The sequence below is a fragment of the Streptomyces sp. cmx-18-6 genome (genome assembly GCF_046548915.1).
Lineage (GTDB): Bacteria > Actinomycetota > Actinomycetes > Streptomycetales > Streptomycetaceae > Streptomyces.
The window spans coordinates 300836-315291 of record NZ_JAEBEP010000005.1; the positions used below are offsets into that span (position 1 = coordinate 300836).

A 14456-nucleotide genomic window follows, 5' to 3' on the forward strand; every position below is an offset into this window, starting at 1 on the left:
GCGGGTACGGGGGCCGGGCGGGGCCACGCGTACGGGGGCGGGGGTCCCGGCCGCGGACGATCCAGGTTAGCCTTGCCTTCGTTCAACTGGAGACGGGTCGCCGGAAGTCGCCCCTACCTCGTCCGGGGACACGCTAAGGAGCAGTGAGTGGGGGCTGACACGTCCGGGCGCGGCATCATCCGCCGCGCCGTCGCAGGGCAGCGCCGCGACGTCGTCGTCGGCTCGGTGCTGAGCGCCGCCCACCAGACCGGCGAAGCGCTCATCCCGGTGCTCATCGGGCTGATCGTGGACCGTGCGGTGGTCCGGCCGGACGGGGGAGCGCTGACCGTCTGGCTCATCGTCCTCGCCGCCGTCTACACCGTGCTCTCGTACGGGTTCCGCCTCGGCGCCCGCGCCGGCGAGCGGGCCGCCGAGCAGGCCGCGCACCATCTGCGGCTCGACGTCGTGCGCCGGGTCCTCGCCCCGCACGGCGGCGCGGAGGCCGGGCGGCCCCCCGGGGCCCTGGTGAACGTGGCCACCGAGGACGCCCGCCGGGTGGGGGCCGTCAACATGGCCCTGACCCTCGGCATCGCCGCCGTCGTCGGGGTCGTCGCCGGCGCGGTCCTGCTGCTCCGCGCCTCCGTCCCCCTCGGCCTCCTCGTCCTGATCGGCGCCCCGGTCCTGATGGCCCTGGGCCACTACCTCGCCCGCCCCCTGGAACACCGCAGCGAGGCCGAACAGGAACGCGCCGCCCACGCCTCCGGGGTCGCCGCCGACCTGGTCGCCGGGGTCCGGGTGCTCAAGGGCCTGCGGGCCGAGAGCGCCGCCGTCGCCCGCTACCGGGCCACCAGCCAGGCGTCCCGCGAGGCCAACGTGCGCGCCGCCCGCGCCGCCGCCCTCCAGACCGGGCTGATGCTCACCCTGACCGGCGCGTTCATCGCCCTGGTCGCCCTCGTCGGCGGCCGCCTGGTGCTCAGCGGCTCCATCGGCCTCGGCGCGCTCGTCTCCGCGGTCGGCCTCGCCCTCTTCCTGCCCGGCCCGATCGCGGTCCTGGCCTACGTCGGCGCCGAACTCGCCAAGGCCCGCGCTTCCGCCGCCCGCATCGCCGACGTCCTGGCCGCCCCCGGCGAGACCACCGGCGGCGCCGCCGAGCCGGCCGACCCCGCCCGCGGCGAACTCAGCCTGCACGCCCTCGGCCACGCCGGGCTCGACGGCATCGACCTGACCGTGCGCCCCGGCGAACACCTCGGGATCGTCGTCACCGACACCGCCGACGCCGCCACCCTGCTGCACTGCCTCGCCCGCCGCTGCGACCCCGACCGGGGACGCATAGAGCTGGACGGCACCCCCCTCACCGAGCTCGCCCCCGCCGCCCTGCGCGCCACCCTGCTGGTGGCCGAGCACGACGCCCAGCTCTTCGACGGCACCCTCCTCGACAACGTGACGGCCGCCGCCCCCGCCGGAGCCGACCCGCACCCCGCCATGGACGCGGCCGCCGTCGACGAGGTCGCCTCCGCCCTGGCCGGCGGCATCGCGGGCCGGATCGGCGAGCGCGGCAGCTCCCTCTCCGGCGGCCAGCGCCAACGCGTCGCCCTGGCCCGCGCGCTCGCCGCCGACCGCTCCGTGCTCGTCGTGCACGACCCGACCACCGCGGTCGACGCCGCGACCGAGGCCCGGATCGCCGCCGGCATCCGCCGCGCCCGCACCGGCCGCACCACGATCCTGGTCACCAGCAGCCCCGCGCTGCTCGCCGCGACCGACCGCGTCGTCCTCATCGACGGCGGAACCATCACCGCCGAGGCCCCGCACGAGGACCTCGTACGCGACCATCCCGTCTACCGCACGGCGGTGCTCACATGACCACGGTCTCCGGCATACCGGACGCCCCCGGCGACGACCCCGCACCGGAGGTCCCCGCACCGGACGACGGCAGGGAACTGCTGCCCATCGCCACCGGCGCCCGCACCCGGGCCGCCCTGGGCGACCTCATCCGCCCCGACCGGGGCCGCGCGGTCCTGGGCCTCGGCGTCCTGGTCGGCGCCACGGCGGTCGGACTCCTCGTCCAGCCGCTGCTGGGCCGCGTCGTCGACATCGTCGCCGACGGCCGCTCCGTGAACGCGCTGACCCTGCCCGTCGTCCTGCTGCTCGTCGTCGCCGTCGTCCAGGGCGTCACCACGACGCTCGGGCTGACCCAGGTCGCCCGGCTCGGCGAGACCGTACTCGCCCGGCTGCGCGAGCAGTTCGTCGAACGCGCCCTCCAGCTACCCGCCGACCGCCTGGAGCGCGCCGGAGCCGGCGACCTCACCGCCCGGGTCACCGGAGACGTCGCCCGGGTCGCGGAGGCCGTCCGCTCCGCCCTGCCCGAAATGGCCCGCTCGGTCCTCGCGATCGTGCTGACCCTCGGGGCGATGGCCCTGCTGGACGTACGGTTCCTGCTCGCCGCGCTCCTCGCCGTACCCGTCCAGGCGCTCACCGCCCGCTGGTACGTACGCCGGGCCCTCACGGTCTACGCCGACCAGCGGGTCGCCAACGGGGCGCAGCAGCAACAGCTCCTGGAGACCATCGGCGGCGCGGCGACCGTACGCGGCCACCAGCTGGAGGAGGAGCACACCGAACGCAGCGCGAAGCGCTCCCGCAAGGCCGTCGACCTGACGATGCGCAGCGTCCACCTGGTGCTCGGCTTCTACGCGCGCCTGCACATCGCCGAGTACACGGGCCTGGCCGCCGTACTGATCACCGGCTTCGTCCTGGTGGGCGACGGTTCCGTCTCGATCGGCACGGCGACGGCCGCGGCCCTCTACTTCCACAGCCTCTTCGGGCCGGTGAACTCCGCCCTCGTCCTGCTCGACGACGCCCAGTCCGCGGCGGCCGGACTGGCGCGGCTGGTCGGGGTGACCGACCTGAAGGAGACCACGGAGCCGCCCGCCGGTGTGCCCCACCAGCGGACCGGACCCGGCGACGACGCGAAGGCGGCCGTCACCGTGGACGCGGTGAGCCACGCCTACGGACCCGGCCGCACCGTCCTGCACGAGGTCTCCCTCACCCTCGTCGCGGGCGAGCACGTGGCCCTGGTCGGGACCAGCGGGGCCGGGAAATCCACCCTCGCCCGCCTCGTCGCGGGCGTCCAGCAGCCCACCGGCGGCACGGTCTCGGTCGCGGAGAGCCCGGCCGGACCCCCGGTCGTCCTGGTCACCCAGGAGGTCCACGTCTTCACCGGAACCCTCGCCGAAGACCTCCGCCTCGCCCGCCCCGACGCCACCGACGCCGACCTGCGCGCCGCCCTGTCCACCGTGTACGCGCTGGAGTGGGCCGAGGCCCTGCCCGATGGCCTCGCCACCGTCGTGGGGGAGGGCGGCCACCGCCTCGACCCGGCCCGCGCCCAGCAACTCGCCCTCGCCCGGCTCGTCCTGGCCGACCCCCCGGTCGCCGTCCTCGACGAGGCGACCGCCGAGGCGGGCAGCGCCGGCGCCCGGGTCCTGGAACGCTCCGCCGAGGCCGCCCTCGCCGGCCGCACCGCCCTGGTCGTCGCCCACCGCCTCACCCAGGCCGTCGCCGCCGACCGGATCGTGGTGCTGGAGGCGGGCCGGGTCGTCGAGAGCGGCAGCCACGACGAACTGCGCGCGGCCGGCGGCCCGTACGCGGCGCTGTGGCGCGCCTGGTCCGGCAGCCGCACCGCACCCCACCTCTGACCCGCGACGCACCCCCCTCCGCGACGCCGCCGCCCCCACGGCCCGCCGCACACCACTCCCCGCACCGACTGCCACCGCCCCCGACGTCACCCCCGACGCACACCGCCCTCCCGCGTACGTCTTCCCCGCGTACGTCCTCCCCGTCGAACGCACCGCCCCCGAAGGAACCGCCATGTCCCCCATGTCCCAGCGCACCCGGCTGACCGCCCTGGCCGCGTCCGTCCTGCTGCTGTTCGGAGCCGCCGCCTGCGGGTCCGGCGAGAGCGGCGACTCCGGCGCCCCCGCCACCGACAGCGGCGCGCAGAAGGGGGCCTTCCCGGTCACCCTCGCGCACAAGTACGGCGACACCACCGTCAAGTCCGAGCCCCAGCGCATCGTCACGGTCGGCCTCTCCGACCAGGACGCGGTCCTCGCGCTCGGCAAGGCCCCGGTCGGCACCACCGAGTGGCTCGGCGGGTTCAAGGGCGCCATCGGCCCCTGGGCCGAGAAGGCCCTCGGCGACAAGCCCGTGCCCACCGTCCTCCACGACGACGGCACCGGCCCCCAGGTCGAGAAGATCGCCTCCCTGCGCCCCGACCTGATCCTCGCCCTGTACTCGGGCCTCACCAAGGACCAGTACCGCACCCTCTCCAAGATCGCCCCGGTCGTCGCCCAGCCCGAGGACGGGCCGGACTGGTCCATCTCCTGGCAGGACCAGACCGAGCAGGTCGGCAAGGCCCTCGGCAAGAGCGACGAGGCGAAGGCGCTGGTGGCGAAGACCGAGAAGCACATCACCGACGCCGCCGCCGCGCACCCCGAGTTCAAGGGCAAGAGCGCCGTCGTCGCCACCCCGTACGAGGGCATGTACGTCTACGGGCCGCAGGACAACCGCTCCCGGCTGCTGAACGGCCTCGGCCTCGCGCTCCCCACCGACCTGGGCAAGGTCGTCGGCGACGCGTTCGGCGCCAACATCAGCAAGGAGCGCACCGACCTGCTCGACGCCGACGCCGCCGTCTGGATCGTCGCCGACCCGGACAAGGACGCCGAGAAGCTCCACAGCGACCCGCTGTACGGCAAGCTCGACGTGGTCAAGGAGGGCCGCGAGGTGCTGGTGAAGGAAAGCAGCCACTTCGGCAGCGCCGTCTCCTTCGTGAGCCCGCTCAGCCTCCCGTACACCGTGGACCGCCTGGTTCCGATGCTCGCCGCCGCCGTCGACGGCAAGACGGACACGAAGGTCGTCCACCCCGCGTCCTGACGCCCCTTCCGGTCCGCCCCGCCGCGCCCCGGCGGGGCGGACCCACCCCCCTTACCGCTGAACCGCCCGTGAGGAACCGGACCGTGGAGCCATCCCCGTGACCCGCCGCGCCCGATGGCGCCCCGCCCTGCTCGTGGCCGGGCTCGGCACGGCGCTGGTCCTGCTGTGCCTGCTCTCGCTGGGTCTCGGCGCCCTCCAGATCCCGCCCGGCGACGTCCTGAAGGCGCTCACCGGGCAGCCGACCGGGCCGCGGATCGAGGACGTGATCTGGTCGGTGCGCGTTCCGCGTACAGCCCTGGGCCTGGCCGCCGGAGCCGCCCTCGGCCTCTCCGGCTGCGTGATGCAGGCGCTGACCCGCAACCCGCTGGCCGACCCCGGCATCCTCGGGGTGAGCGCCGGGGCCGCCTTCGCCATCGTGCTCGCCGCCGGCGTCGCCGGGATCGGCTCGCTGCTCGGCTACATCTGGTTCGCGTTCGCCGGGGCGATGGCGGCGAGCATCGTCGTCTACCTCCTGGGACGGATGGGGCGTTCGGGCTCGACGCCGGTCAAGCTGGCGCTCGCCGGAGTCGCGGTGACCGCCGTGCTGTCCTCGCTGACCAGCGCCGTCGTCCTCACCGACCCGGCCGCGCTGGACCGCTTCCGCTTCTGGTCGGCCGGATCCCTCGCCAACCAGGACGCCTCCACCGTGCTGCGGGTCCTGCCCTTCCTCGGCCTCGGGGCCCTCCTGGCGGTGGCGAGCGCCCCCGCCCTCAACAGCCTCGCCCTCGGCGACGACGTGGCCGCTTCGCTCGGCCGCAAACTCGGCCTCGTACGCCTCCAGGGCGTCGTCGCGGTCACCCTCCTCACCGGGGCGGCGGTCGCGGTGATCGGCCCCGTCGTCTTCATCGGCCTGGTCGTCCCGCACATCGCCCGGGTCCTCGCCCAGTACGCCGGACTCGGCCCCGACCACCGCTGGCTGCTGCCGCTCTCGGCCGCCCTGGCCGCCGGGCTGCTGCTCGGCGCGGACATCCTCGGCCGGGTGATCGCCCGGCCGATCGAGGTGCAGGCCGGCATCATCGTCGCCTTCATCGGCGGCCCCTTCTTCATCGCCCTGGTCCGCCGGCGCCGGCTCGCGGAGGTATGACCGTGACCACGCGATCCCTGAGCCCCAAGACCGCCGCCCGCCCCTTCCGCCTGGCCTTCCCGCCGGTCTCCGGCACCCTGCGCCCCCGTCAGCTCGCCGTCTGCGCGGGCCTCGTCGTCGCGGTCTTCGCAGCCCTGTGCTGGAACGTCTCCATCGGCGAGTACGGCATCCCCCTCCCCGACGTCGCCCGCGCCCTGACCGGCTCCGGCGACCCGGGCACCCTCCTGGTCGTCCAGGAGCTGCGGCTGCCCCGCGCCATGACGGGACTGCTCGCGGGCATCGCGTTCGGCATGTCCGGGGCCCTGTTCCAGACGATGACCCGCAACCCGCTCGCCAGCCCCGACATGATCGGCCTCACCCAGGGCGCCGGAACAGCCGTCGTCGCGGGCATCGTGCTCGGCTGGGACTTCGGCCTCGGCACCCAGGCCCTCGGCCTGCTGGGGGCCCTCGCCAGCGCCCTGCTGGTCTACGGGCTCGCCTGGCGGCGCGGCACCACCGGCTACCGCATCATCCTCGTCGGCATCGGCGTCTCCTGGGTCTGCCTCAGCGCCACCGACTTCCTGCTCGCCCGGGGCGGCCGCTTCCAGGCGCAGGCCGCGCTCGGCTGGCTCGTCGGCAACCTCAACGGCCGCGACTGGCAGCAGGCCGCACCGCTCGCGTACGCCCTGATCGCGCTGGTCCCGGCGGCCCTGCTGATCGGCCGCCTGATGCGTACGCTGCAACTCGGCGACGACGTCGCCAAGGGCCTCGGCACCCGCGTCCAGGCCGTCCGCCTCACCGTCCTGCTCACCGGCGTCGGCCTGGTCGCCTTCGCCACGGCGGCGGCCGGGCCCGTCGCGTTCGTGGCGCTGGCCGCCCCGCAGATCGCCCAGCGGCTCTGCCGCACGGCCTGGCCGCCGCCGCTCGCCGGCGGGCTCACCGGCGCCGCCATCGTCCTCGCGTCCGACGTCCTGGCACGCGAACTGATCCCCGGCACCGAACTGCCCGTGGGGATCGTCACCGGAGTGCTCGGCGCCCCGGTGCTGCTCTGGCTGCTCATCCGCGTCAACCGCGCGGGCTCAGGAGGCTGACCGATGTCCACCGCCGAACCCGACCTGAGGGCGAAGGGCCTGCACCTGGGGTACGACGACCGCGCCGTCGTCCTCGACCTCGACCTGGCCGTGCCGCCGGGCCGGATCACCGCCATCGTCGGCGCCAACGCCTGCGGGAAGTCGACCCTGTTGCGCGCCCTGGCCCGCCTGCTGTCCCCCCGCGAAGGCACGGTCAGCCTGGACGGCCGCGCTCTGCATGCCATCCCCACCCGGGAGTTGGCCCAGCGGCTCGGCATCCTCCCGCAGTCGCCCGTGGCCCCCGAGGGCCTCACCGTCATCGACCTGGTCAACCGGGGCCGCTCCCCGCACCAGACGTGGTGGCGGCAGTGGACCAAGGCCGACGAGCAGGCGGTGCACGACGCGCTCGCCGCGACCGGCACCACCGACCTCGCCGACCGCGCGGTGGACGAACTCTCCGGCGGACAGCGCCAGCGCGCCTGGATCGCCATGGCCGTCGCCCAGGGCACCCCGGTCCTCCTGCTGGACGAGCCGACGACGTACCTCGATCTCGCCCACCAGATCGACGTCCTGGACCTGGTCGTCGACCTCAACCGCCGCGAGGGGCGCACGGTCGTCATGGTCCTGCACGACCTCAACCAGGCATGCCGGTACGCCGATCACGTCATCGCCATGAAGAAGGGCCGCATCGTCGCCGAGGGCCCTCCCGCCGACGTCATCACCGCCGAGACGGTCGAGGACGTCTTCGGGCTCCGCTGCCAGGTGGCCACGGACCCGGTGAGCAGGACCCCGCTGGTGATCCCGGTCGGCCGGCACCACGCCCCGGATCCGGACCGGCCGGGGAAGACGCTCACCTGATCCGCCCGGGCCACCTTGAAGCGGGCCGTTCGGGCGGCCTGTCCCACGACTGAGCCGCACCCCTGCGCCGACCGTACGGAGGTGTGCCGGCGGGCCCCGGGGCGTGAGCCGTCCTCCGTACCGGCGCGGCCTAAGGAGTCCGGGGCCGCCGCGCGACGAAGACGAACTCCCGGCCCGGGCGGTCAGGGGCCTCGCGCACCTCGTCGACCACGAACCCCCGCGCGGTCAGGTCCGCCTCCACCTCCGCCCGCTCACGGAAACGCAGCGTGGAATCCGACGTCAGCACCCGCCGGTCGCCCGGAGCGACGGCCCGGTCCGCGGCGGCACCCCGGTCCGCGGGGAAGGTCCCGTCCGCGGCCACGACATAGGTCCACCGGAACGTCACCAACGGCCGGCTCACGTCGGTCACCTCGACCCAGCTCTCGACCACTCCCACGCCCGGGACCTCCGTCACACCGTGCGAGTCCTCCCGGTTCCACTCCTCCCACGCGCGCCTGGCCGGATCCCGGGTCTCGAACACCAGACGGCCGCCCGGCCGCAAGGACTCGTACGTCCTCCGCAGGGTCTCCCGCCAGACCTCCGGGTCCACGATCTCCTGCGCCACGTTCGCCGTCATGGTCGCCAGGTCCACCTCCAGCGCCGGCAGCACCGTCGCGTCGCCGTGGAGCCAGCGCACCCGGTCACTGCCCGGCTTGCCCCGCGCCACGTCGATGGAGGCCCCGGACGGGTCGATGCCGACGACCTCGACCCCGCGATCGGCGAGGAGGAGGGCGAACACCCCCGTACCGCAGCCGATGTCCAGCACCCGGCGGGCCCCGAACTCCTCCGCCACGCGCACATACGCGTCGAGGTCGCCGCGGTCGGGGTCGAGCGGGTCGTAGAGCGCCGCCAGCAGTGCATTCTTCCCGGTCATGGATGCATCCCGGTCACGGTTGGATGAGGCAGCCTTCGTCGGTCTTCCTGAGGTGGAATTTCTTCGGCTTCCCGTCATGAGCGACGGCGAGGACGGTTCCGTTGTCCACCACCACTGCGTCCTGCACCTTGTGGTCGGTGGGACGGGCGTCTGTTCCCAGCGTCAGGGAATTGAGTATCCCTCTCGACGTGAGTACGCCGCATTCCCGGTGGACGCTGATGCGCGACGAACCGAAGGCGGTCGCCCCGGCCTCGGCGTCGGTGGGGATGCTCCTCAGTTCGAGTTTTTGTCTGCCGCCTTCTTCGTCTGCCTCGTACTCTCCGGAGAATACGAGTTCATCGTTGGCGACGCATTCGCTGGAGAAGACGCCGAAAGCCTCCAGCCTCTTGCCCTCCGGGAGGCTCACTCGCTGCGAGTCGTTGCCCAGGGTGACTCCCCAGTCGCCTTCTCGGGAGAGGCACCCCACGGGACCCGGAAGTTTGCGTGAGAGCGGTACGGGTGAGCCCGGGCGGGCGTCGTCCATCCCGACCAGGAAGCCCTTCCACGCTGCTTCCATGGAGTCTCCCTCCGGGACGGACACCAGGAGCTTCTTGCCGTCCTGGGACGTCTTTCCCTGAGCCCCGGCCGGCCAGCCGGCAATTTTCTTGCTTCGCTGCTTCCCGTCGTTCCACACCATCCCCGCGGAGTCCGCGGCGACCCATCTGTCCGGACCGGCCGTCCAGAAGAGGTTGACGGCCGGGTCGTCGAAATTCCGCTCCGTGCGCGAAGTCTTCCCGGACCGCCAGACGATGCTTGATGTTTCGGCGGGGAACCCCTTCGGGCCCTGTACGGAGAATCCCGCGTCCGGGCAGGCTTCGGCGCAGTGGACCTCCCCCGGGCTCACGTCGTCCTCGGTCCAGCGGAGTACCCCGTCATGGGTGTATCCGCGCAGCTGATTCGCCGCGGAGTCGAAGGTCACGAAACCGTGGGGATCCGCGTCGGCGATCACTGTGTCCGAGGGTTGCTGTACTGGCTCTTCCTCGGGGGGGCCCGCACACGCTCCTATGAGCAATGAGGCGGCGCACAACGCAATCAGATGGGTAATGGATCTCATCGACTGCCTGTTCATGGGGAGCCCGTCCGGCGAGGCGCGGGTGAAGTGATGTCACCTTCACCCGCGCCGAGTGGTAAATGTCTAGAATGCGAAACTGACGGCCGTGGGGCACTTGATGGAGTATGCCTTCGAGCTCAGGTCGAACCACCCGTTGATGCTGACCCGGTTCTTCCCCTTGGGGAGGGTCTTCAGCTTCGAGAACGTGGGACCCCAGATGTCATTGACCGTGTGGGATCCCCTCTTCACTCCGTGCTCGTGAGTGGTCCCCTTGCCGACCGAGTAGATGGTCACGTGCAGGGTGAAGTCCGTACGGTTCTTGTTGATTCCCTGAGACTTGGTCTGGATGCCGAAGGAAGTGGGCTGAATCTTCGTGCTGGAGGGCTTCAGGTACTGGGCGAGAGCAGAAGCCTTGACCGTCTTGGTGGGGCCCATGACGGCCGTGCACGTCGCTTTGGGGCTCGCAGCGGCGGAAGCTGAGGGGGCTGCGGTGACGAGCACGGTGCAAGCGAGCGCGCTTGCAGCGACTGCGGTGATTCTGCGCATAAAAATCCCTTGGTTCCTGTCTCGGCTGGACGGGATCTTTCAGGATCCCATCTTTGACTGACAGGCACGACGCTATGGCAGCCCCTGGGGCGACTCAACTCAATTGAGGTTGATCTGAGCTAGGGTCCGGCGAGTTACGAGGAATGAAACATTCCGGAATTGTGGCCGCCGGCATTCCGGCGGAATCCTGTCTCAGGCGGCCTGACCGACGCGGGGAACCGAGCGGTCGACGGCCTCTTCGTAACGCAGGACGGCGAGCCGGGACATCTCGGGAGCAGCGCCCAGCGGCCCCGCGAGGCAGTCCGCCGCCTGGGAGTACCCGGCAATGCGGTCGAGGAAGAAACCGGGGGCGATGACATACGGCGCCACGGCCACACGCTCTGCCCCCCGGAGGCGGAGCGTGCGCACGGCTTCGTCGGGGCGGGGGAGCCCTGACGAGGCGAAAGCGGGCGTCACCTGGCCCCACCCCGCCCGGTGCAGCCCTCGTGCGACATCGGAGATCGCGGAGAGGGCCGCCACGTCCGTGGAGCCGGCCGCGGCGAGGACGAGACCCGTCGAGCCCTTGTCGGCAGGGGAGAGGCCCGCCTCGTACAACCGTCGCTCCAGCGTCCTGACGAGGAGCGGCGAGGGCCCCAGCACCTCCGCCGGATGGATGCGCAGTGTCGAGGGCGCACGCCGCAGAATCGCCGGTATGTCCACGGTGGCGTGGTAGGCGCGGGTCAGCAGAAGGGGGAGCGTGACCACCTCGCGCACTCCCTCGTCCGCCAGTTGTTCCAGCAGCGCGGGCACGGAAGGAGTGTTGAAGTCCAGGAAGCCGACCTCCACCCGCAGCCCCGGTCGTTCGGAACGGATCCTCGAAACGAGTGCGGAGGCGCAGGCGGCGTGCCGCGGGTCGCGGCTTCCATGGGCGATGACGAGAAGAACGGGAGAGTACATGGGGAGCTCAGCTCTTGACGAGGAGGCCGCGCGTGCGCAGCACCCACCTTTCCAGTGGGCTGAAGATCAGCAGATCGATGGCGATTCCGACGGTGAGGATGAGCAGGATGGCCAGGAAGACCATCGACATGCTGCTGGTCTCGCGGCCGTATTCCAGCAACTGCCCGAGTCCCACGCCGAGGTCGGGCGAGGAGGCGATGATCTCGGCGGCCATCAGCGACCGCCACGAGAACGCCCAGCCCTGTTTCAGACCGCCCACATAGCCGGGGAGGGCGGCGGGCAGGACGATGTGCCACGTGCCCCGGATGCCCTGGGCTCCCATCGTCTTGCCCGCGCGCAGGTAGAGCGGGGGGATCTGGTCCACTCCGGACACCAGGCCGTTGGCGATCGACGGCACGGCCCCGAGCAGGATCACGGCGAACATCATCGAGTCATTGAGCCCCAGCCACAGCACGGCGGCCGGCACCCACGCCACTGAGGGGAGCGACTGGAGGCCGGAGAGAATCGGACCGATGGCGGAGCGGATGAACTTCACCCGGGCGACGAGCATGCCCAGCGGAGTGCCGAGGGCGAGCGCGAAGAGGAAGCCCAGGAGCCCGCGCGAGACGCTCGTCCAGACGTAGTCGAGCAGGGTGCCCCGGGCCCAGGCGTCGGAGACCTCTCCCCAGACCTGCGAGGGCGACGGCAGCCGGTAGGCGTCGGTGACCTCCAGCCAGATGAGGATCTGCCAGATCGTGAGCACGAGCGCGATGGCGAGGAAGGGCGGGAAGACCTTCTTGACCAGCACCTCCCGCACGGGGGTGCGGCGGACCGGTACGGCGTCCAGGGCGTCGAGTCCGGCCTCCAGGCCGGCCAGATCGTCGGTCTTCACATCGGCGGGACCGGCCGGTTCATCCGGCCGCCTCCGGTCGGACGTGGTGTCAGTGCTGGCCATGTCGGCGGATCTCCCCACGCAGTTCTTCGGTGATCTCGACGGACAGCTCCGCCACGGCGGTGTCCTCGATGCGGCGCGGCTGCTCGATGTCGACCGTCCACTCGCGGGCGATCCGGCCCGGCCGGGACGACAGCAGGATGACGCGCTGCGCGAGCCGCACGGCCTCGCGCACGTTGTGCGTGACGAACAGGACCGAGGCGTTCGTCTCGCGCCAGATCCGGGTCAGCTCGTCGTGCAGGACATCGCGGGTGATGGCGTCCAGCGCCGCGAACGGCTCGTCCATCAGCAGCAGTTGGCTGTCCTGGGCGAGCGCGCGGGCCATCGCGACCCGCTGCCGCATACCGCCGGAGAGCTCATGCACCCGCTTGCCGTACGCGCCGCCGAGGCGGACGAGTTCGAGCAGCCGCTCGGCCTCGGTGCGGCGCTCCGACTTGGGAACCCCGCGCAGCCGCAGGGCCAGTTCGATGTTCTTGCCCGCGGTCAGCCACGGGAAGAGGGCGTGCTCCTGGAACATCAGGGCCGGCCGCCCGCCGGGGGTCTCGATGGACCCCGCGGACGGGCGGTCGAGTCCGGCCACGAGATTGAGCAGTGTCGACTTACCGCACCCGGAGGCCCCCAGGAGGGTGACGAACTCACCCGGAGCGACATCGAGGGTGATGTCGTCCAGGACGAGTTGCTGCCCCGTGGGTCCGGCGAAGGACTTCGAGACGTGCGCGAGACGTGCGGCGTGCTCGACCGTCGTACGGTCCTCGGCCTTGGTGAGGGTGGTGGTCGCCATGGTCGTCACCTCCTGGGAATCCTGGGAATCCGATGGATCCGGGTACGGGCGGGCGGGCTACTTGACGCCGAGACCGGCGTCGGACGCCTCCGGCCGGCCCTCAGCCTTGAGGACCTTGTTCAGCGGGCCCAGGTCGTAGATGCCCTTGAGGTCCGGGTCCTCCAGCAGACCGGCCTTGACCGCGTAACCCGCCTGCGTCTGGAGCGTGGAGGCCAGCGGGTCGTCGGTGATCTCGATGGACTCCCAGGCGGGGTCCAGGACCTCCTGGGGCAGCGGCTTGCCGGTCAGCGTCTCCAGGGCCTTGTTGGCGGACGCCTTGGCGTCCTCGGGGTTGGCGCTGATCCACTTGTTCGTCTTCACCGAGCCGCGGACGACCGCCTCGACGACGTCCGGGTGCTCCTTGAGGAACTTCTGCGACACGATGAGGTGCGTGATCACGAACTTGTTGTCCGGCCACAGGGTCGCCTCGTCGAGGAGCACCTTGGCCCCCTGGGAGACGAGCTTCGACGCGGTCGGCTCCGGAACCCACGCCCCGTCGAGCGAACCGGACCGGTAGGCGTCGGGAGTGGTCTTGTTGTCCGACCGGACCAGGGACACATCGCCCTTGCCGCTCTCGGGGTCGACCTTCCAGCCCTTTTCGGAGACCCAGTTGAGGAAGGCGACGTCCTGGGTGTTCCCCCGCTGCGGAGTCGCGATCCGCTTGCCCTTGAGGTCGTCCAGGGTCTTGATCTTCTTCGGGTTGACGACCAGCTTCACCCCGCCGGAGGCGGCGCCGGCCACGATGCGCAGGCCCTTGCCCTGGGACTTGACGTAGGCGTTGATGGCGGGGGAGGGACCGATGAAGCCGATGTCGATCGAGCCGGCGTTCAGGGCCTCGATCTCGGTGGGACCGGCGTTGAAGGTCGTGGACTGGACCTTGGTGCCGCCCAACTCCTTCTGGATGGTGCCTTCCTGGATGCCGACCAGGGCGGTGGCGTGCGTGAGGTTCGGGAAGTAGCCGATCTTCACGGTGTCCGCGGAGAGCTTCTTTCCTCCGGCGGAGACGTTCGTCTTCTTCGCGTCGTCGTCCTTGGCGTCGGAGCCGTAGCCGCAGGCGGTGGCGGCCAGGGCGAGCAGCGGCAGTGCGGCGACGGCGGCTATGCCGCGACGAACGGTGGTACGGGGGGCAGGCACGGGAGGCTTTCCTCTCGTTGGCCCGGTACTCGCGTCCCGCTGGTGGTCAGGGGGGCGCGGCCGGGAGATCGGCAGGTCTTCGGCGGTACGGACGGTGCTGGTGGTGCAGGTGGGCGCGCAGGCGGTGCGCGTACGTCATCACGCACATCGCCCC

Annotated in this window: 13 protein-coding genes; 6 read left to right on the plus strand and 7 right to left on the minus strand. The window is 72.1% G+C overall.

Annotated features, from left to right (window positions below; all coding sequences use genetic code 11):
• The first annotated feature begins 147 nt into the window (after positions 1-147).
• The 6 genes from ACLJPL_RS14440 to ACLJPL_RS14465 all read left to right on the plus strand — a co-directional run bounded on the left by ACLJPL_RS14440 (position 148) and on the right by ACLJPL_RS14465 (position 7932).
• Entirely contained in the window at positions 148-1839 is a 1692-nt protein-coding gene (locus ACLJPL_RS14440; protein WP_411081213.1) for an ABC transporter ATP-binding protein, read from the plus strand.
• Positions 1836-3668 (plus strand): ABC transporter ATP-binding protein, encoded by a 1833-nt coding sequence (locus ACLJPL_RS14445; RefSeq protein WP_411081214.1) that lies wholly within the window; start codon positions 1836-1838, stop codon positions 3666-3668. The genes ACLJPL_RS14440 and ACLJPL_RS14445 overlap by 4 nt, the downstream gene beginning before the upstream one ends.
• 172 nt (positions 3669-3840) lie before the next feature.
• A complete protein-coding gene (locus ACLJPL_RS14450; protein WP_411081215.1) occupies positions 3841-4902 on the plus strand; it encodes an iron-siderophore ABC transporter substrate-binding protein in 1062 nt (353 codons plus the stop codon).
• Between the two features lie 97 nt (positions 4903-4999).
• Entirely contained in the window at positions 5000-6025 is a 1026-nt protein-coding gene (locus ACLJPL_RS14455; RefSeq protein WP_411081216.1) for a FecCD family ABC transporter permease, read from the plus strand.
• The gene (locus ACLJPL_RS14460) at positions 6022-7095 is read left to right on the plus strand and encodes a FecCD family ABC transporter permease (protein ID WP_411081217.1); all 1074 of its coding nucleotides are present in this window, start codon (positions 6022-6024) and stop codon (positions 7093-7095) included. Before ACLJPL_RS14455 ends, ACLJPL_RS14460 begins: the two co-directional genes overlap by 4 nt.
• Positions 7096-7098: 3 nt before the next feature.
• Positions 7099-7932: an ABC transporter ATP-binding protein gene (locus ACLJPL_RS14465; RefSeq protein ID WP_411081218.1), complete on the plus strand. Its 834-nt coding sequence runs from the start codon at positions 7099-7101 to the stop codon at positions 7930-7932.
• A gap of 130 nt (positions 7933-8062) precedes the next feature.
• On the opposite strand, the gene ACLJPL_RS14470 is transcribed toward ACLJPL_RS14465, so the two are convergent.
• From ACLJPL_RS14470 to ACLJPL_RS14500, 7 genes are all read right to left on the minus strand, one after another.
• Positions 8063-8845, minus strand: a complete 783-nt coding sequence (locus tag ACLJPL_RS14470) for a class I SAM-dependent methyltransferase (RefSeq protein WP_411081219.1) — start codon at positions 8843-8845, stop codon at positions 8063-8065.
• Positions 8846-8858: 13 nt separating this feature from the next.
• A complete protein-coding gene (locus ACLJPL_RS14475; RefSeq protein WP_411081220.1) occupies positions 8859-9833 on the minus strand; it encodes a hypothetical protein in 975 nt (324 codons plus the stop codon).
• Positions 9834-10019: 186 nt separating this feature from the next.
• Positions 10020-10481, minus strand: a complete 462-nt coding sequence (locus ACLJPL_RS14480; RefSeq protein WP_411081221.1) for a hypothetical protein — start codon at positions 10479-10481, stop codon at positions 10020-10022.
• A 192-nt stretch (positions 10482-10673) separates the two neighbouring features.
• Complete coding sequence (locus tag ACLJPL_RS14485; protein ID WP_411081222.1) at positions 10674-11417, minus strand: sirohydrochlorin chelatase; 744 nt, start codon at positions 11415-11417, stop codon at positions 10674-10676.
• Positions 11418-11424: 7 nt separating this feature from the next.
• Positions 11425-12351, minus strand: a complete 927-nt coding sequence (locus tag ACLJPL_RS14490) for an ABC transporter permease (protein ID WP_411081223.1) — start codon at positions 12349-12351, stop codon at positions 11425-11427.
• Positions 12338-13129: an ABC transporter ATP-binding protein gene (locus ACLJPL_RS14495; RefSeq protein WP_164622018.1), complete on the minus strand. Its 792-nt coding sequence runs from the start codon at positions 13127-13129 to the stop codon at positions 12338-12340. Before ACLJPL_RS14495 ends, ACLJPL_RS14490 begins: the two co-directional genes overlap by 14 nt.
• A 57-nt stretch (positions 13130-13186) precedes the next feature.
• Positions 13187-14302, minus strand: coding sequence for an aliphatic sulfonate ABC transporter substrate-binding protein (locus tag ACLJPL_RS14500; RefSeq protein ID WP_411081224.1), 1116 nt, complete (start codon positions 14300-14302; stop codon positions 13187-13189).
• Positions 14303-14456 lie beyond the last annotated feature (154 nt).